Annotated in this window: 14 protein-coding genes; 5 read left to right on the top strand and 9 right to left on the bottom strand. The window is 62.4% G+C overall.

The window, feature by feature from the left end; all coding sequences use genetic code 11:
* Nucleotides 1-223: 223 nt before the first annotated feature.
* The 5 genes from ACWDMM_RS22475 to ACWDMM_RS22495 form a co-directional block, all read right to left on the bottom strand.
* Nucleotides 224-1438 carry a DUF4928 family protein gene (locus ACWDMM_RS22475; protein WP_449939318.1) on the bottom strand — a complete coding sequence of 405 codons (1215 nt, stop codon included), beginning with the start codon at nt 1436-1438 and terminating at the stop codon, nt 224-226.
* Nucleotides 1439-1503: 65 nt separating this feature from the next.
* The gene (locus ACWDMM_RS22480; RefSeq protein ID WP_449939321.1) at nt 1504-2370 is read right to left on the bottom strand and encodes a DUF3883 domain-containing protein; all 867 of its coding nucleotides are present in this window, start codon (nt 2368-2370) and stop codon (nt 1504-1506) included.
* 37 nt (nt 2371-2407) lie between these two features.
* Nucleotides 2408-4306 carry a DEAD/DEAH box helicase gene (locus ACWDMM_RS22485; protein WP_449939322.1) on the bottom strand — a complete coding sequence of 633 codons (1899 nt, stop codon included), beginning with the start codon at nt 4304-4306 and terminating at the stop codon, nt 2408-2410.
* Nucleotides 4303-5616 (bottom strand): hypothetical protein, encoded by a 1314-nt coding sequence (locus ACWDMM_RS22490; RefSeq protein WP_449939324.1) that lies wholly within the window; start codon nt 5614-5616, stop codon nt 4303-4305. The genes ACWDMM_RS22485 and ACWDMM_RS22490 overlap by 4 nt, the downstream gene beginning before the upstream one ends.
* A 2-nt stretch (nt 5617-5618) precedes the next feature.
* A complete protein-coding gene (locus tag ACWDMM_RS22495; RefSeq protein WP_449939327.1) occupies nt 5619-6458 on the bottom strand; it encodes a hypothetical protein in 840 nt (279 codons plus the stop codon).
* 1009 nt (nt 6459-7467) lie between these two features.
* On the opposite strand from ACWDMM_RS22495, the gene ACWDMM_RS22500 reads away from it, so the two are divergent.
* A complete protein-coding gene (locus ACWDMM_RS22500) occupies nt 7468-7947 on the top strand; it encodes an ATP-binding protein (protein WP_449939346.1) in 480 nt (159 codons plus the stop codon).
* A 738-nt stretch (nt 7948-8685) separates the two neighbouring features.
* Here the strand turns inward: ACWDMM_RS22500 and ACWDMM_RS22505 are convergent.
* The 4 genes from ACWDMM_RS22505 to ACWDMM_RS22520 form a co-directional block, all read right to left on the bottom strand.
* Nucleotides 8686-9540 carry a GIY-YIG nuclease family protein gene (locus tag ACWDMM_RS22505; protein WP_449939330.1) on the bottom strand — a complete coding sequence of 285 codons (855 nt, stop codon included), beginning with the start codon at nt 9538-9540 and terminating at the stop codon, nt 8686-8688.
* A gap of 198 nt (nt 9541-9738) precedes the next feature.
* Nucleotides 9739-10170 (bottom strand): very short patch repair endonuclease, encoded by a 432-nt coding sequence (locus tag ACWDMM_RS22510; protein WP_195140441.1) that lies wholly within the window; start codon nt 10168-10170, stop codon nt 9739-9741.
* Nucleotides 10171-10178: 8 nt separating this feature from the next.
* Entirely contained in the window at nt 10179-11135 is a 957-nt protein-coding gene (locus tag ACWDMM_RS22515) for a DUF4928 family protein (protein WP_449939334.1), read from the bottom strand.
* Nucleotides 11132-12385 carry a DNA cytosine methyltransferase gene (locus tag ACWDMM_RS22520; RefSeq protein WP_449939336.1) on the bottom strand — a complete coding sequence of 418 codons (1254 nt, stop codon included), beginning with the start codon at nt 12383-12385 and terminating at the stop codon, nt 11132-11134. The genes ACWDMM_RS22515 and ACWDMM_RS22520 overlap by 4 nt, the downstream gene beginning before the upstream one ends.
* A 936-nt stretch (nt 12386-13321) precedes the next feature.
* On the opposite strand from ACWDMM_RS22520, the gene ACWDMM_RS22525 reads away from it, so the two are divergent.
* From ACWDMM_RS22525 to ACWDMM_RS22540, 4 genes are all read left to right on the top strand, one after another.
* Nucleotides 13322-14125, top strand: coding sequence for a hypothetical protein (locus ACWDMM_RS22525; RefSeq protein ID WP_449939339.1), 804 nt, complete (start codon nt 13322-13324; stop codon nt 14123-14125).
* Nucleotides 14112-15293, top strand: a complete 1182-nt coding sequence (locus ACWDMM_RS22530; RefSeq protein ID WP_449939340.1) for a helix-turn-helix domain-containing protein — start codon at nt 14112-14114, stop codon at nt 15291-15293. Before ACWDMM_RS22525 ends, ACWDMM_RS22530 begins: the two co-directional genes overlap by 14 nt.
* Nucleotides 15294-15392: 99 nt before the next feature.
* Nucleotides 15393-17267, top strand: a complete 1875-nt coding sequence (locus ACWDMM_RS22535; RefSeq protein ID WP_449939342.1) for an ATP-dependent nuclease — start codon at nt 15393-15395, stop codon at nt 17265-17267.
* Nucleotides 17264-19009, top strand: a complete 1746-nt coding sequence (locus ACWDMM_RS22540) for a UvrD-helicase domain-containing protein (protein WP_449939344.1) — start codon at nt 17264-17266, stop codon at nt 19007-19009. The genes ACWDMM_RS22535 and ACWDMM_RS22540 overlap by 4 nt, the downstream gene beginning before the upstream one ends.
* Nucleotides 19010-19707 lie beyond the last annotated feature (698 nt).

The raw sequence follows: 19707 nt of genomic DNA on the forward strand, positions 1-19707 counted from the left end.
GTAACGGCGCTGCATCCAGCCGGAGTCCCGACGGGCCCTAACAGCCAGTAGCAGAACACGGTAAACTATATCGAGAGGAGCACCACGACGATATCGTCGCCAAACGCCTCGGCCTATTGTCCGGGGCTGTAAGCCGTTGCGGCAGTCCATATCATTTTCGGCAGCGCTCAATGCCTCGATTTAGCAGCGAAGACCGCTAGGCCGCCAGCGGGGGGGTATGATGCTATTCATCCCCGACTATGAACTTGGCGCGAGCAAGCAATTCGTCGAATGTGATGATCTCCACATCACTGACGGAGCGGCGATAGAGTTCGAATGACGACACTTGTTCGCGGTTGAGCCCGGCCTCGGTCTGGAATTGAGCTGCCATGCCCGCTACGACGACCTGTCGCGGTCGAATCGTCGCAATCTCGAATCCAGCCGGTACGCCGTCTCTCAGAAATGCGCGGTGAATATGGTCTCGTATAGAGCGAACAGCCTTGTCGGCGGTCTTCTGTACTTGGCATACGGCACCCACGAGCTCTTCGTCGGGCCGATAGACGTCGGGCGGCCGGTAAGGGTTGGGCTCAAGGAGCATCGTATCGTGTCGTTTGATTTCGCAGAACACCAGGCTACTGAGATGACCGCGAGTGCGAAGCAATGCGTCCACACGCTTTCCTGCCCCGTCGAAGACGTTGGCGCCAGTCGTGGGCATTTCGAGCTTATGGCGATCGTAGTGCTCACAGGCGATGAGCGTCAGGCCATATCCGAAGATCCACGGGTTGGTCTCGAAGAACTGTTGCCAGAGCGCCTCCGGCTTCTTTGACTGCGCTCTCATCTCTGCACAAAAGAACGTGTCATCCGTCAAAAGTTTCTCGAAATGATCCAGCTGCCCTTTTCTGTCGGCGATAAGATCAAGATCCGATTGCGTAATCTTGCCGCCGTATAGCCTAGCCACCGCATTGATGACGTCAGACTTTTCGTTGTCCTCGAGTATTTCGACTAGCCGCAGGCCGTCCTCGCGGATTCGATCTACAAACCAGTCTTGCAGCAGCCACGCCAGGGCGCGCCTTTGCGAAGGGTTGTACGAATCAACCCCAATTGCCGATCCCTCCGAGTTGATGACGTCCACTAAGCTTAGCGCCAAATTCGCTGCCCCACGAGAGGTCCTCCCGCCTTCGTTGCTGAATTTTCGCGTCTCTCCGTGGTCGGCGAGTATAGCCCTCACCTTCATCCCGCTAGCGCCCCTCACCTGTGAGTTTGAAATGTAGATGTCGGGTATCAACGGGAAGGATTCGGCGAGAAATTCTGTAATGTACAGTCCGGTGCACATGACGACAGAGCTAACCACACCATTGGTTCTTCTCTTGGCTTCATACCAGGGCCTAATAGCTTCGCACATCGTGTTCGCAGCTGACATGATTTGCGGCGCACCTTCGTGGCCGTTCGCCGTCACCATCTACCGTTTCCTTCCGTTGAGGCCGCAATCGCAGGCGGAACACCACCCTGCGTCTGCGATGGGCCTTACCGAAACCATTGCCCAAATCCTGGGAGCCTGAAGTTGGGATCGAGCATCAGGTTCGAATTGCGCCACGCATTCTTCGACGGGGTCATCACGGCAGATTTTTCCCACGCAAACGCGGAAGTGTCAGGCGGAGCGAGGTCGCGCAGAATGTCGTACGAGACCTCGCGGATGGATACGACATGTGATGGATCAATGACGTCGACGGCGAAGGCGGCGCTATCGAACACAACCTGTATCAAGCGCCACCGACTTCGGTACTGCAGGCACCGATCGAACTCATTGCGGGAAATATGAAACGTTCCAGCAGTTCTCCGACCTGCAGCTTTGACCTCGATCCGGTCCGCTTCGGGACCGGGAATCTCGATGTCGTATCCGTACGAATCGGACAGTTTGGCGACGTGGACGGGGCTCAAGCCCTGATACCGTAGCGCGGCCAACACGAAGAGCTCGGCGGCATCGCCAATCTCCTTCGCCAGCGCCGCGGCGGCATCCGAGGAGACTTCGCTGCGTGCTGCGATGAGGATCCGGTCGAGGTTTGGTTCCAGCCAGAGCAAAGCGTCGAGATCTGAAGTGGGGATGTACTCTCTCGACACCTTGTTCTCGTGCACAGCCAACGTAAGCCATATCGGCGGATGCAAGCACAGCAGTAGACGCGCAACTTCATTCATGGCCGTTCTGCCGCCGGTCTCCGCTGCTACGTCGAGCATCGGCGACACGACTACTTTGTCATCGATTCGAGCGAGGCCGTAGGCGAGCATTGCCTCCGCATAGCTTGTGATGTCGACAGCTGCAGCAAGGTAAGATCCGTGCATCCGGGCAGAACGCACCCAGTCTCCGACGCTGGCTCGGGGCGCAAGGCTGGCCATGCGGGCTAGCAGCAGAGTGCTGTATACGGCTCCGTGTCTAGGGAACAGCACGTGACCTGCTCGCCTGAAGGTGTGATAGGACTGCCGTGGCATCGTCTTTGGTAACCACATGTTCCTCGGCGTGCGTGTCTGGCTCCGGGAGAGCGACTTTCACCAGGCCGGGGTCGTTCATCAGCTTCGCAAGAGCATCCACTTTCTCACGCAGGCGTCCGTCGACGACATCATCGATCGTTCCACGACTGAGCAGCAGCGTGAAGCGAGTGAGGACTCCGTCCTCAAGGCCGAGCCTGTGGATCCGATCCTGGCTTTGCAGGAAGTGTCCAGCGTTGAAGGTCCGGTCGAGATAGACGGCATGGTGACACCAGTGGTGCAAGCTCACGCCCTCCCCACACGCCGCGGGATTCGCCAGGAGTACGTGGCAATCGGGGTCGTTCCGGAAGCGGTCGAACTCGTCGTCGCGAGTGAGGGTTCCCGGCGCGGCGGCGTCGGCTGGGGGAACGCCACCGTGAACCAGTGCGGGCCGATGTTCACGCAAGTGGTTGGCCAGTAACTTGAGATTGCGCACGAAGGTTGACCACACGATCACCTTCTGGCCATTGGTTGCAGCATCCTTGACGATCTCGGAGAGCCTGTCGTACTTCCACGGCACTTCGAGTTCTCGGTACCGCTGGAGCAGCTGCGCGATTGGTTCGTCGCCCTTTAGTTCGAGCGGAGGGTGGTCGAAGCCCAGTTCGTCACAGGGATCGGATCCGGCGATCAGCAGCATTGGGTTGGTGGCTGCCTCAAGCAAATACATCGTGATTCGGCCGAGCCGGCCAAATCGACGCCGGTCCTCTTTGTCGAGCTTGAACTCGCCCCGGTACTGCCCCAGGAGCGCATCGTAGATCGCTTGCTGAACGAAGTCCATAGGTGCGCGCTCGATATCAAATTTCGTGTCCGGGAGGCCTAGTCGGGATTTGGGGGTCCGCACAAAGTACCTGGCGATGGCATCGCGGGTGGCTCGAAGCACATCCTCATCCCTCCCGTCTCGTTCGTTGTAGGCCGCTTCTGGCAGGATCCTCTGATCCTGGCCCGGGTAAAGGAATCTGATCGGAGCGACGAGGTCGAAGGCCCCTTGCGGTGCTGGGGTTCCGGTTAGGACATCTCTCCGCCGGGCGGCGTAAGCGAGGTCCAGCACCGCCCTACCGTGCACGCCTTGTTCACCTCGTTTGATTCGGTGTGCCTCATCGAGGACGACCTGAGTCGGCTTGAGCGCCAGAAATTCTCGGATGCGATCATAGTCGGCAGCCACTCGGTTGTAGTTCGTCAACAGAACATCGACGTCATCGGGAATCATTGATCCCACACCCGAATGGACGACGACCGACGGTCCAGGTACAAGACATACCGCCGAATCCTCCTTCCATGCCTGGAAAGAGGCGATCGGACCGATCACGAGCAGGCGCTGAACCTTGCCACGCGCCCGGTTCAAGGTGAAGTTAGCTAGCGCCACGGTCGTCTTTCCAGCACCCGGCACAGAGAAGTCTGCACCATGCGGCAACTGGAGGATGGCAGCAAGATTTTCGAGCTGAAAGGGTTTCAGCTGCCGCTTGAAGCCGGCGCGCTCCAACTCGCGCTGGAGATCGTCAACGGAGGTTCGCACCTGCTGTGTGACTGCGGTCTCACGTTCTCGCCGGTCGCGGGCGAGCAGACGAAGCTGATCGGTGAGAACTGGGCCTAATTGAAGGGTCTCGCCGAAGAGTGAGCGTACTTCGTGGACGGCCTTAAGCTCGGCAAAGAACACGTCAGCGCGAACGTTGGTTCGTGTTGGGGTGCCGCCGACAATGCCCCTGGACAACGCTTCCTGAAGTCGCGCCCACGCCCCAGGCTTCGTGTCCGGTCGTCGTTCGATGACGACCTTTGGCCGACCGCCGGGATGAAGTTCGGCAACGATCACCGGATCAGTTCAATCTGCTCGATGATCCGCCTGATGTTCATGATCCTCTCGGACAGCGCCACCTCGTCCCAGTTGTCGAACGCGCGAGCCTTCGGTAAAGCCTCCAGCGTCCGCTTGAGCTCAGCAATTGCCTTGTCCGCTCGTTCGAGAGGTGCCCGCACGGCATCTTTATCACGCTTGTCTTCCTTCGCCTCATCGGCAGCTGCGGCGATCGAGCTGTTGATGCTCCGCAGAATGTCCTGGACGAGCGGCCTTTCTCCGTCTCCCAGGGATACGCTTGCTTCTGGTCGCTGGGTCGCCACGAATGAGAGCAAATTGTGAAGCGGCGAAGGCGGTTCAGTCCCTCCAAGATCTGCGAGGGGATCATCCTGCAGTTCTTCTGACGCTGAGGCCTCGGCGGCTTCCAGGACCGGCTTGAGCGCGGAGTCACCTTCGATTTCGCTGCGCACTAACTTCGCGGCATCGGCACGCTTAAGGTGGCGAAGATCGCGGTATTTTGCTCCGGTCAACACGCCGAGGAAGTAGACGGCTCTCACGGCGTCGGCTTCGTGGGGCGACTTGTTCTTGATGTGCCCAGCAAGCTCCTCGAATACCGATTCGTTTTCGACGAAGTCCACATGCAGCCGTGTGCCGTTGGACAACGCCACCAATTGGTGCAGCTGTTGCAGCTTTTCATACTCGCCACGGACGTCGCTGACCTTGCGATGCATGCGTTTAGCGACAAGATCCCAGTTCTTGCCAGCGCGGTCGTAGTGCTCCTCGATCAGCAACGCTTCGTTGACCCAGGAGTATTTCTGTTTGAAGTCCTGGGCCACCTGCAGCTCGGTTTCCAGGTCGACAAGTTCTTCGGGCAACGCATCCTTGGGCAACACAAGGCACCGGACATACTGGGCCGAAACGACGCCATCGTCCTGCAGCAGGGAGCGGAGCGCCGCAGTCCGTCTGTTGCCGTTGATCAATACCCCATCGGCAGTGATGATTGCGGGATCTTGCTGCCCCCGCTCCTGAAGGTCCTTCTTCAGGGTATCGAAGCCATCTTGGCTACAAAGGATCCGATACTGGATGCTCTGCGCCTCCAAACCGAGGGGATCGCGGGTGAAGAGATCCTCACGGCCTGCGAGGTGGATCTCCCGCAGTTGTTCAGCCCTGGTCCGATGATTCAGAGTCGAGAACATCGGCCAGTCAACCGGGAGCTGCACCAAGGGAAGGTTCTTGTCATCCCGCGGCCAGGCAGGTACCGCGACGTGATTCGTCTTGTCTCTTTTTTCCAGCCACTCTGCACGGTCCGGGTCGAGGTTGTGGTTTGTCAAGGTCAGCTCCTGAATGTGGTCGCACGGCCCGGTCCGAACCGCGAGGTAATGATCGTGCGCAGTGCGTTGCCGCGGCGCTGAAATCCGACGTGGCCGGTGAAGTACCCGACTTGCTCGGTTGGTATCCCGAAGGCTCCGAGAATGACGCGCGGAAACAGTCGCTGCTGACCGCCGTCCCAGTTCCATTCACTGACACCCTCGCGTCGGTCCGGCATGACGTAGACGCACGGGGCAGAAACCTGGATCCCGCCGACGTCCATCGCCTTAGCACTCTTCGGGCACAAACGTTGTCTACTTCCACACAAGTGATTGTGAAAAATTACGCCTGAAAGAGTGTCTGGAGCGTCGCCGAAGAACCGTTGGCGAAGTCGGTTGACCCCCTTGGCGATGTGCTCTCCTGGCTGGTACCGCATGCTGTCGCACAGCCACCAAAGGTAGGTTTCATCGGCCCAGTCCGGCGCAGACCACCTAACGCTGCTGTGCGCTCCGTCAGGGCAGCCTTTCTGGATCACTGCAATGACTGATCCTTGGATGGTCAGCCGATAGACGGTGTCCTCGCCATACTTTGGCCTATCAAATCGGTCGATGGCCCCGGCTGCGAGCATCGCCTGGAACACCCCTGCCAAAAATTCCTTCCTGTCTGAAACACTGGCGCTCATGCTGCCTCGCAAGCCCTCGATTGCGGCTGGCAGTGCACTGCGATACTCGGCTGGCGTCAGACCGTACCGCTTGATGAGGTCGCTGTCGCTTCCCAGGTTCTGGATGAGCCGAGAGACGCTGTCAACGATGAACTGTGGCGGTGCACCGGCATGCTTGCATGGCGCGGCTTCGTCAGCGCTCACGTGCGAGGCTTCCGCCCGTTGAAACTGGGCGCCGGGGCCCCCGGATCACGCAGCTCATGCACCACCACCCTGGTTCGTTTTCTTGGACTTCCGTCTCTGATCAGTCAACGTATACAGGCATCGTCCGACACAAGTCGCGACATCACAGCTCGGCGCTGCACCAACCAGCGTTTGGGTTGCGCTGCTATGGGGTTCGTGCTTCGTCGACAGTTGCGATGCCGTTTCGGGTGGGCCGAGATCGAAGACGTTCACGATCAGACATCGGCAGTTCTACAAACGCGTTAGCAACCACTGTCTTACTGCAGCATCCCGGTGAAACCGGCCCCGTCGACCCGGCTCGGGGCCACGGTCGCCGCCGCTGGAGGCCAGCATCGACTTCGTCGGCTCGCGATTCGCTCGATCGTCGCGCCACCCGAGATCCTAGTCGTCTTAGTCTGTTTCATCCACAGCCGCTCCTCATGCGGGTGAGCCTAGCGCCCATTCGGCACGGAGGGCGCCGAACGCTTGGCAAGCACTGGTCACCAGGCGCCTGGCACAACCGCAGGATCGCTGTGTCGTATCACAGGGCGATCCAGTCGGTATGCCGATGACATCCCGCGACCGCTGGACCAGCCCATCGCCACCACTGCGAGAGTTCAGCGACGCCCACGGCTGGGCGCGACATCACTCCATTCTGAACACCACCACTACCCACCTGCGGCTCCAAGCGCTCGCGGAATACCTCCAGGACTGGGCATGGCTCACCGGCCGCGCGGCCGAACTCTCCGACCACACCGCCTCGGGATTCACTAGCCCCCGCAATCGACTCCTCTCGCTCACCGGCCTTGATCGCGCATGTCAGCTTCTTGCGGACTACCGTCGCGAAGATCGCTAGGCTGCCGTGGTGCCCATCGCCGAAACCACCCGCCGCATTACCCTTTCACTCTCGGCGGCACCATCGCCATGTCGACCAACGAGCACGGCGGCGTCGCTCCCTCCCTGACGGCTGAGCAATTACGCCCTGGCCACCCTGGAATGGGTCGGCAGGCACGAGAACCTGGTGGTCGCCGGGGCCTCCGGCACCGGCAGGAGCCACTTCGCCGAAGCGGTCGCGCACTCGGCGATCGAGAAAGACCTGTGGGTCTGCTGGTTCACCCTCGAATCCCTCGCGGCAACCATCGGCAAGGCCAAAGCCGACGGATCGATCACCCGCGCGGTCGCCCGCACCTGCTCCTGCGACCTGATCGTCTGCGACGACATCGGCATGCTGCCCGTCGGCCCGGACGCTGCCGAGGCGTTCTACCGCGTGATCGATGCCGCATACGAGAGACGCTCCATCGCGGTGACCAGCAATATTCACCCCAGCGGATTCAACACGATCATGCCAAAGACCTTGGCCACCGTGGCAGTCGATCGGCTCCTGCACCACGCGCATCTCGTGCTGACCCAAGGGGACTCGCACCGCCTCACCGAAGCACTCGCCGGCAAGGGAGTGATGCCCTTGGCCTGACCACCCACCCGGAGAACCGGTGTCCGTCAGCCCGGAGACCTGCTGTCCGCCCAACCGGACCCATTGGGGTCCCCGGAGATCCCGATGACCGTTGACACGGCTGCCCCTTGTCAACGACTGGACACGAGCTGAGTTCGGAAATCCGGATGCACGTCTCGCGCGACGGGCGGAGAATCTGGCTCGACTTGCGGCGCAGGTCTTCGAGCGAGGTCAGGCCAACGACGGCGCTTGGAGAGCGTTGCTCGTCCAAGCGCTCCGCGTTACCCGCTTGTCAGCGTCTCGGCTCCTCTACCTCCACGGAGAACTTCCCCCGGACCTGAGACTCGGGGATCTCGGACAGTTGCTGGACCTGGTCTGAGGCGCACGCGATCACTCGGTCGGCGGCAACGGGGGAAAATTTGGATACCAATCCGGGTCCAGGGCATAAGGCAAGGAGGAGCGCGGGAGAATGACGGAGCTTACGAACCAACTGACGCAGGTGTATCGGCCAGAGCTCGAATCCCTGGCGGCATGTCTTTACGATATCGAGGAAGGCGGCGACGCCCTCGCGGATGGCCACGACCTGGCGTCTCTTGACGCCGCCTGCGACCTGGCGCTACAGAATCTCCGGGAGGGATTTCCAGCCTCTGATGGGGTGTGTGCCTGCCTCCTCGCACCAGATCGAGACTGACCATCGCCCAGGCAGGAGCTGCGGCTCCTCCACCTGGGCCGAGCCGCACCGCGTTCCTTTGCAGGCCGCTACTCGTCGTACGTCTCATCATCATCGAGCTCCTGCGAAGGCTCACCGGGCTGCGGTTGCCCATCTGTTCCAGCGAACTCGCTAAGAACCGGGCCGGTCAGCTGGAGGACATCGATAGCTGACGGGTCCGGTTCCGGCAGTCCTTCGACGTAAGCCAGTCTTTGCGCCGAGAGGTAGGTCAACCGCACAGCTTGAACAACCAGCGCTCGCCGAAGCCCGGCCGACACCTCCCCACGTTCGCGCGCTACAGCTGCGAGCCTGGCTATCGCTTCCGCGCGACGAGCAATCCGGATGTCAGGATGCTCTCGTTCGTGACGGACCTGGTCAGAAATAAGGGGACCTCGAAGAGGCACCGGCAGTTCGCATCGCGGCGAGACCGGAGGGATCTTTTCGTTCAGGATTGCCTTATACCGCGAGTTTTCAATGGCATCGAGATATGCCGTGTACTCGCACTGGTTGAGATGGGACTGAGCCTGCCGGAAGGCTTCCTTGTCCTTCTTAGTGACGCCCTCGTACTGCCACAACGGCCAGATCGCGACCTCGGCCACCTCGAAGATGTCGAGGATACGCATCGCAACCGCATCGGTTCTCTGGTTGGTCAGGTGCCGCTGGATCCGTACGCGCAACTGCTCGTTGGTCTGTCCCACGTAGATGGGCTCGCCGTCATAGTCGTAGAAGGCATATACCCCCACTTCGCCGACGCCACCACCCGGCCATTGGAGTCCTTCTCGCTCAAGAACTTCTTGAGTAGAGCGCGAAAGTCCCGCACGTCGCCCGCGGGCAATTCGCGCTTCGGCGCCTTCTTCGTGGCATTGAATGACGTCTTTCCATGACTGGACATCGGTTCCTCGCACCCCCGGTGGTGTGGCTCAAACCTCCGCGCGACGGCAATAACTCACGCGCAGACGATCTTTCGGCGACTGACCGAGTGAACAGTACTCCGCTCCGCCGACACGACCGCCGCAAGATCAGCCTCTGCTGCTCTCTCGTGGACACCGCCATCACGAACCGGAGCCAGGGCTCCAAGAGACGCGACGCGCATATGATCGGCATCAAGCTCGCTGTTTGCGGACATAGGGCGGGCTGGTCCGGATGCTGGAGACCAAGCGGTCCAGCGTCTCCTTGTTGCGGATCTGGCATTCCCACACCACAAGAACCTTCCAATCGTCGGCTTCGAGTTGCTCGCGGCGGCGAGCGTCGCGAGCAATATTGCCGTCGAGTTTGCGGGTCCAGTAGTCGATGTTCGACGCTGGCCGGGCGGCGGCCCCGCACCCCGGGTGCTGATGCCAGAAACAGCCATGAACGAATAGGGCGATCCGGCGACTGGGGAACACCAGATCCGGCTTGCCAGGCAGTCGCGCTTCGTGCAGGCGATACCGCAGACCAGCAGCGTGCAGGTACCGGCGCACCGCCATTTCCGGAGCGGTGTCGCGTGAACGAACCGCACGCATCGTCCGACTACGCTGCTCGGGCGTTTCCTTCATCGGCTCCGCTAGCTCGCCTTGCGCTTCTTGATCGCGATCAGCATCGCCGGATCGGTCTCGAACTCCTCGACGATCTCGTTGTATCGCTTCACGAGATCGCTGATGGCAACCCGACGACCGCCATCGGCAAAACCGCCGAGCTCATAGAGGTTGAGGGCGATGAACTGCTCAGCCTCGAACACGTCGATGCGGTCGGCCAGCCCCTTGGTGAACGCCAAACCCTCAGCGAGGGACACCCCCTGCTTCGACGTAGTCGTAACGATGATCGGCCGCATCCCGTCGTTGAGGTTCTCCCGACAACGCTCGATGAGGTTCTCGCTAGGCGCCGTCGTGACGTGGATGGCAGTGTCCTCGACGACGAAGTCACCAGCCCGGCCGGAGTGCTCATCAGCAGTCGAGTGGTTGTGGTGCTCGATAGCCACCTTGCCTTGCATGGCGCAATCCAGCTTCGCGCCGATCAGATGCTGCAGAACCGCGCCCGCATATCGCATGCCCGGGGCTTGCGCGTCACGTTGTTCGGCTTGCGAAATGATGTCGCGAACGACCGCGCGCAGACTCTGAGCCGTGTCGAGTTGCAGCGTCATCGGGCGCGCCGCGAGTTTCTCCCGCACCCGCTCGATCCAGAACGACTCCGCCAGGTCGAGATCCACTGGACCCGACTCATGCATAGCATTGAGGAAGCCCACATACGCGTGCATCTGCTTCGGCGTTGCACGGTTGCTGCGGCCAGCCATCTTCGACAATGTCCGGTCGATCCCGTTCCGCCTCAGCACCGAATTCAGCACGGTCGGCCCTAGCCCGGAGACCTGACCGCCACCCGGCGTCAGCAGTGTGGCCGGTTCGATCGGCAGCCCATCCCGAGCGCGCTCGGTCACGAGAATGCCGACCGCAAGCGCACCTCTCGTCGTGAACCGGTTCTCGGTGACGAAATTCTGCAGGGCGGATATCAGGCCATCGACTGTCACGCAGTCAGTTTTGCAGGAGGCTCCGACACGGCAGCGGCCAGCTCATCCGCCAACACGGGTTCGAGGATGTTCTTGGCAAGGAAGTTCACCACATACACGACCACGCCGTCGCCAGCAAGGTGGTACACATCGTTGTAACTCCCCGGCCGCTGGTAGGTGTCTTCCAGACCCATCAACCGGATGACTTCCAGTGGCGACAGGAGACGCGATCGAACGTCGCCGCCCTCGACAATCAAGATCGTCTGACGACTACTGCCGCCCGTCGGGGTTCGCAGGCAGCCAGCGATGTCATCGAACCGGACCTCGGCGCGCTGTTCGTTCTTGCGCTTCTTCTTCCCGTTCACCTCGATCCAGTCACCTTCGGGGCGCATCCGCTTGTACACGGTCCCGACCCGACGACCCCCCTTCTCAGTCGCCGCCAGCTCCTTATAAACCTTCTTCAGGTTGGCGTCGTTCATCAGCTTGAGGATCGATTTAGTCTCGGCGTCCGAGTGCCACTGGACGCCCTCCGGGTTGGCCTCTTTCTCGACTAGTTCCTCGAGCGTTTGGAACCTCACCCGCTTCGCGGGTGGCTCGGGCAGATTCCACCAGATCCACTTGTCTGCTGCAGCCGCGACCCGCTCGGTGAGTCTGCGATGCGCCGCCTTCAGCGCAGATGAGTGCCACCGGTCGGAAGGCGTGTCAGCGATCAGATGAGCAGGGATCCGAACGGAATCGTGGACAGCGATGATGAACAGCCGAGGCCGCGACTGCGGAACCCAGTGAATGGCGTCGACCACGACGGCGCCGAAGCGGTAATGCTCCTTGGCGAGGACCCTGCCGAGCTCGACGAAGTCCCGTCCGTCGCTCTTGCCGGTGGCCTCGTCCTTCCGCCCCGCTGTGAGAGCGCCGACAACATTTTCGAGCACGACCAGTTTCGGCGCACGCTGCTCGGCGTTCAACGCCTTCATCAGCTTCCAGAAAGGATGAAACGTGCCTGACCGAGCGCCGCTCAAACCCGCTCCTGCACCCGCCAACGAGAGATCCTGGCAGGGGAACGACGCCCATGCCAGGTCAGCACGCCCTGGCGGCAGATCGGCGATGGACAGGCTGGCGACATCACCGACGTTCAGATGATCGCCGCCCCAGTTGGCCGTGTAACTAGCCGCCTTCTTGGCGTCGATATCGTTGGCGAACACGCACTCCCAGCCATCGCCCAGACCCGCATGCGCCATTCCGCCGCCAGCGAAGAACTCGTAGAAGCTCGGCATCTAATCCCTCATATCTCGCTGCACCGGTTCAGCACCACCTACACACTGCAACCACCGCAGGCAACTGGACGGCCGCGCGATCACTACCTCGCCGCACAGCTCCGCAACCCTCTCGCAATGGCGTCCTCCATCGAATTACAACCATGGAATTATCCATCAGATTCCGGGTCACACCGTACCGTGGCGCGGCGACACCCAGCTAGCAACGGGCCGAAATGACTGCAGATGACTCCCGTGCCCGTCCAGAGCCGCCGGGAAGGCACGCAGATAACCTCAGGACCATCTGGGCGATCGCTGGTGGGTCAGTCTGCGTTGGCCGACGTAACCGCAGATTCAACGTCGCCTCGCTCGTCCAGCGGCACCGAAAGCCCAGGCCGTCGGACCCAGCAACACCTGAGCGATTCGACGGTCGAGGTTGACAGCGAGGGTCCACGGGACCGGCAATCAGTCAGCTGGATCCCTCAGCGCCACAGGCGAGGCACCGCGTTCCTCTCCATGGGCCACGCGAACCGCACGCCAGCAAATGTAGGCCGGTGATGCCGCGGTATACCCTCCTCGCCCCCGATCGTCGGTGACCACAAAGGGCGAAACAGTGCACGTCTGCGGCGACTGCAACAACGGCATCAGATCCCGTACAGCCGCCCAGCGCGCGGGTTCCGGCTCTGGCAGCTGGGCTCGAGCAGTTCGTCGATCCGGATGACATCGCCCCCAGGAAGACTGTGACTGTAGCGCCGGATCCGAACACCATCGCGGCCAGCAGCGTGCCGCAACGACGGTGCCGCGTCGACTTGTCTCCTGTCGCCGAGCGCGCCGCCTGGAGGAACCGGGACACGCCGCCTTGCCAATTGTGAAAGTTCCAAGCGATCAACTAAAGTGCAGCATGCATGAAGTCGCCGCGCACTGAAGCGTCGACATAATTCAGACTGGAGCGGCGACATGAGATCTGTACGAGGGTCCGATTGGGAGGCCGACGCCTTCGGCGAGCACGTCGAAGTGCTGCGTGAGCGTATCCCAGCCGCGCTCGCGGTCTCGCACACGCGAGCACGCGCCGGTCACGATGCCGCGCGGTCGACGAAACTCCGGGTCTACGGAACGACGCTGTGGGAGTGCCAGCACGAGGAACTGGTAGCCGCGGTGATGTCGATCGACGGGGCAAAGGTGGCGAAGTTCGGCGCCTACGAGCTTCCCGTTCTGGCGGGCAGGGTGTTGTTCCCGCTCAGGTACGCGGACCGGTCCGGCGTTCCGGTGGAGAACGCCCGTCTTCCAGTGCCGGTGTCCGGGCAGCGGCAGCGGCTGTTCGGCGCGCACGCGACCGAGGTGGAACGCCCGCACCCGTACCTGGATGAGTCGTGGGCCGACTACGACCTGCTCAAGGATTACGAGGTGTTCCCTCAACTCGGGGACGGCACGGAGCTGATCGTGGTCGCCTATGCCTGCAATCTGGAGGCTGGTGTAATGAATATCGAGTGGGGCAGGGCCGAGCACGTCGGTGGTGGCGAGCTGCTCTGGGGTGAACACACGCCGCTGCCGCTGGTCCCCGCAGGACTGCCCGGTATCGCGGCACACGGCGACGGACTGAGCACGGCTGGCCGGGGCAGCGAGGTGCCGCGTTTCGACGCGGCCGAGGAACCCGGACTGACCTTCGGACTGCGCCCCACCGGCGACAGGAAGCTGGACGTGCCCCCGCAGACCGAGCGCCGCACCGACGAGGCCCACACCCGGGACAATGACCAAGACTGATCAGCCACAGCTCTTCCTGCTCCAGCCAGGCAAGTCATCGCCACCGACTCCGGCCGATGTCGCGAGTGCGTTCGACCCGGCCCGGTTGACCCAAGCCCGGCAGCTCAAGGGGCTGACCAAAAAGGATGTCGCCGACGACCTGCGGGTCACCCCGGCCGCCGTCGGCCAGTACGAGGCGGGGGTGGCACGTCCTCGCCCGGAGGTGCTCCTACGCCTTGCCGAGGTGCTGGGCGTGCCGGTGGCGTTCTTCGCCGCCGGCCGACCCAACGCGCAACTGGACGCCTCCGGCACGCACTTCCGCAGCTTGCGCTCGACGCGAATGTTCCAGCGGGACAAGGCCGTCGCCTACGCCTCTCAAGTGTGGGAGTTGACCCACGCGCTGGAGCGGTGGGTACAACTCCCCATCGTCGACCTGCCTGGTTTCGCGGGCGGCGAGATCATGTCGACAGACGGCCCGGCACCCGATCCTGTTCGGGCGGCCCAGCAACTGCGCGCGTACTGGGGGCTCGGGAAGGGGCCGATCGCCCACCTGGTCCGGCTGATGGAGTCGCGCGGCATCGTGGTGGCGATGCTGCCATTCGAGCGCGCCGAAGCGGCACGGATCGCGGCCTTCTCCACATCCCGACTGCCTCGACCGTTGATCGTGTTGACCCCCGACCGCGCCGACGACGTCTACTGGTACCGGTTCAGCGCGGCGCACGAACTGGGCCACCTGGTTCTACACGGCGACACCGCGCCCGGCGATCACCAGCACGAGCGGGAAGCCGACGCCTTCGCCGCGGAGTTCCTCACCCCGCGAGCCAGCATCGCGCCGGAGCTTCCGGCCCGGGTTGACTTCACCGCGCTGGCACGCCTGCAGACCGCATGGGGGGTGTCGGTGAAATCATTGCTCTACCGCTGCCGCGAACTGGGCTTGTTCTCCGCTCCCACGGCCAGCCGCGCCTACCAACGCCTCAATCAGCTGAAAGCCCAGAATCTGTTCGTCGACGAGCCGATTGCACGCTATCCCGGCGAGAAGCCCGTGCTGTTGGCACAAGCCTTCGAACTGGCGACACAGCACGGGGCAAGCCTCACCGGTCTTGCCTCCGAACTCGCCTGGCCCGTCGAACGGGTCCAGGAGCTTCTGGGTCTGCGATCCGATCGCCCGGAGCTTCGATTGGTGCCGTAACAGGACATCGGCGCTCGCCGTTACCTGAAATCGGGTAACGATCCGACGAGCTACTCGGATGCACATCTCACAACAACTCACCTGCAATGAAGGCGGGACATGCACATCTCGCAGGTTCACGCGAGCAACTACCGATCATGCCGCGAGGTGACGGTCACGCTCCGACCGGACCTCACAGTGCTGGCCGGAGAAAACAACGCTGGCAAGAGCACCGTGATCGATGCCTTACGAGTACTGACCGAACCGTTGGACAACGGCAGAGTCCCATGGCCCAGCGATGCCGAGGTCACCGCCGGCGAGCTCACCACTCGCCTCGACGTCACTCTCGCCGACATCGCCAGCGGACAGTCGGGCACCTACATCGAGGGACGGGTGTCGGAGCCGGACTCACCCGATATGTTCCTGGCCCGCTGGGGTCTCGAATACCAGCGGTCTGCCGACGATCAGCGGCGGGGTGCCACGGGCTGGTTCCGGGGCGCGGACATCCCCTGCGCAGATCCCGCCCTGCGCAGCGGAATCCGGCACGTCTACCTCAAGCCGCTCCGCGACGCCGTCCACGACCTGGGTGGTGCGTCCGCCGGACGGATCCGCGCGATCCTCAGTGGGCTACTCGGCGGTCAGGAAGCCACATCGACGTTTCTCGAACAGGCGCAGAAAGCGCTCAACGGCATCATCGACAACGACATCATCACCCGGTTGCAGGAAGAGATCAACGCACCGCTCGAGGAGTTCACCGCCGGCGCCCATCCGCAGCAAGCCGGATTTCAGATCACCGACCCCAGCCTCGCCTCGATCGCTCGCACCCTCCAGATGATGCTGGGCGACGCACCGGGCATCCTGGGGCCGCTCACTTCATCGGGCTTGGGCTACGCGAACGCTCTGTATATCGCCACCGTCCTGGCCGAACTGCGAGCGTTGAAGGACACCGACCTGACGGTACTGCTGGTCGAGGAACCCGAAGCCCACCTTCATCCTCAACTACAGACCCTTCTCCTGCGACACCTCCGACGACGAGCCCACGACTCACGACTCGCGACCAGCAAGGATAGTGGCCAGCAGGTCGACCCCACGGCTCCTGCCGGGCATCTCCAGGTCGTGGTGACCACCCACTCCCCGGTGCTCTCGGCAGCGGTCAGCGTACGCGACATCGTCGTGATGACTCGTCGACGCGACCCCGAAACCCGGCGATGGGAAGGGCGAGCGGTTGCTGTCGGTGCGCTGGGCTTGAAAGACAAAGAAATCCGCCATCTCGACCGACTTCTCGACGTGACCCGTAACGCCCTGCTCTATGCGCCGCGAGCGATCCTCGTCGAGGGACTGTCAGAAGCTCTCTTGCTGCCGGCGTTCGCCGCGCGCGTTCTGGCTCCGGCCGACGATGCAGGGCCAGCGGACGTTCTTGCGGCCCGTCAAGCGTGGGAACGCTTCCACGGCACGACCATGCTGCTGGTCGAGGGCGTCGGGTTCCCGACCTACCTGAAGTTGCTGTTGACCCCCGTGGCGGATTCTCGTATCGCCCAACGCATCGCCTTGATCACCGACACCGACCGGGCAGCCGGGGAAGACGACCCGCAGCGGATCGTCAACTACGACGCAGAAGCCGAGCGGCACGGCCGTGAGCGACTGGGTGTCTTCGCAGGTGAACGATCACTCGAACCGCAACTGTGGCAGGCGAGCAACGAGGGCGTCCTCCGCGACGCGTTCCTCGCTTGCCATCCCCAGTCCCAACATCGCTGGGACACGATCCTGGGATCGGACGATCCATCCCGAGCGTTCTGGGGCTTGTTCGATCCGGACAAGAACCCGGATGACGAAGACAACCCCGCGAAGGGCACAAAGGTTTCGAAACCGCGCTTCGCGCAGGAACTGGCCGACATCCTTACTCGGCAACCTGAGCGTCCCTTCAACATCCCCGGCTACATGCAAGAGGCGATCAAGTACATCACGACCGCTGAGGAACAGGCTCCGGCCCAGTGAGCCTGGCCATCGAACACGCCCAAGCCGAACAGCAGCACGCGATCGACACCGACGCACCTCTATTCGTGCAGGCGTGTCCCGGTGCCGGCAAGACGCATGTGATCGTCTCCCGCCATCTGCAACGTCCGGCAGGTGCACTCCGTAGTGGACGAGCCCTGGTGTCGTTCACGCGCACCGCTCGCGACCAGATGAAGGCCCGGTGCATCACCGAGGGGCACCCGGAAATGGCCCAGTTTCCCCACTACATTGGCACTCTCGACGGATTCATCTGGCATTTCCTCGTATCCCCGTTCCTCAAGCTGCCCCAGCCACCGCAACTGCTGGAATCGTGGGCACAGCTGTCCAGGGCCGAGGTGGAGTTGGGAACCCGCGCCGTCGCCCTGTCCGCCTTCACCTTCACCCTTGATCCCGACACACTCCAAGAAGATGTTGTCAAACCCGGAGAGAAGAGCAGCGCCGCGAGAACCATGTCCGACTCGCCGTACTCATGGGCACGATGGAAGCAGGCCGTGCTCAGGTATCGAGACCGATGGCGCGAACGCGGCTACTTCACCGGCCACGAAGCCCGTCTCGAGGCGATGCGTTACTTACGCACCGACCCGCGGCGCGTAACGGTTCCGTTGCGCTCACGCTTCACCGAAGTGATCGTCGACGAGGCACAGGACTGCTCGATCACCGACCTTGCCATCCTCGACGTACTCCGCATCCACGGTGTCCCCCTGGTCCTCGTTGCCGACCCCGACCAAGCGATCTACGGCTGGAATCAAGCCGATCCGGCCCGACTGCTCAACATGCGGGACACGCTCGGCAGCCGAGCCACCTTGTCAGGCAACCGACGTAGCGCACCTCCGATCTGCGCGCTGGCCACAACGCTGCGCACCGGGAACCGCCCTCCCGACACCAGCGTGGTCCACACCAGCGGACCCGCTGTCCACCTCATTCCCACCAGGTTCGGCAAGGCGGGCAAGGCGGTACACAGCCGCACCGGGCAGGACCTCGTCGAGTTGGCCGTCGAGTTGGCCGACCGCCACCACGAGGCGGAGATCACGAGTCCCTCGGTACTTGTACTGGCCCGTAAACACGCCCTACTCCCACCGGCCCTTCGCCGCGCGGAGCCCGACAGCAACACGATCACTCGCCTCGCTCGTGCATATCAATGCCTGCAATCCGGTACAACCAAGGCAACCGAACTCGATCAAGCATGCCAACAAGCCGAGCAGATCCTCTTGGGCTACTGGTACCCAGAGCAGACCGGCAGCGTCACGCGGATCTGTCGCACCGTCGGGCTCTCGCCTGCCGCGCTACGGCGCCACGCCTACGCCTTCCTGCAGGACCTTTCCATGCCCTCCGCAGCATGGGCGGGCGAAGTGAACGCCCGCCTCAAAGCGTGGTGGCGTCCGAGCGGGGCAGCACCAGGCGGCGGCAAGGGCCTGCTGCGAAGCAAGATCGCCTCCATCGGGCAGCGGGCACCACAGCACCCGACGGCGCGGCTCACCACAGTGCACCAGGCGAAAGGCGATGAAGCCGACGCCGTGTGCGTGCTCCTGCCCGACGAGGACCTGATCACACGATGGCGTACGGGCAACGTTACGACCGCTGAGGAACAGGAAGAACTCCGTGTCCTCTACGTTGCGGTCACCCGAGCACGCACGCTCCTTATCCTCGCCGTACCCGAAGGAAGCATTGCTGCCCTACAAGACTTTCTGAACCACCACCAGGTGCCGACACACATGTGCCGCTGAAGTTCCGTGGCAGCCTCCACCGCGACGCCGCAATCGTCATAGGCTGCGCGCTTCCTGGTCGTGTCGCAAATCGTCAAGCAGCTGGCCCCGCATGCACGAGACGCTCGGGCTCTCGTACTTCAAGGTCCGACGATGCGGCGTTCAACGCGTGGCGATCGTCGGTGACTACTCCAGTTTGACGTCGCATCGCCTCGCTGGTCGCCTGCCCTCTCCACCTCCGTCGAGCGGTGGGCGACAGCAGGAATCGAACCCTCGAACCCGGTGTCTCGACGAATCCGGGGGGATGAACTTGCCCAGAAGCAGGCCAATTCTCAAGTGGCACGATGGCAAGCGGCCCAGAAAGACGGCGGCACCACACGCCTATAACTGATAATCGGCTTCGATCACCAAACGCCCACCTGGAAACCGCAGGCCATCCCCGTTCCCATCTTCGACACGCCCCGCCGTGGGCACATCGAAGATGGGACCAGAAACCGGTCCGTACCGGCGGCCGGGGGATCGTCAGATCGAATACGAACCCGCGATGACCAGGCGTTTTTTAGTTGCCCATGTTTTGTGTGCCCCGCCGAGTACCGGTGTCAACCGGTACCTGCGACTCTCTATTGTCGGCGGAACGTGAAAACTGATCACTGCGCGGCAACTCAAAATGGACCACCTGGTCGGTGACCCTGGCTGATATCCGAGCCAGGGAGGACCGA

This window comes from Nocardia sp. NPDC003726 (assembly GCF_053586955.1).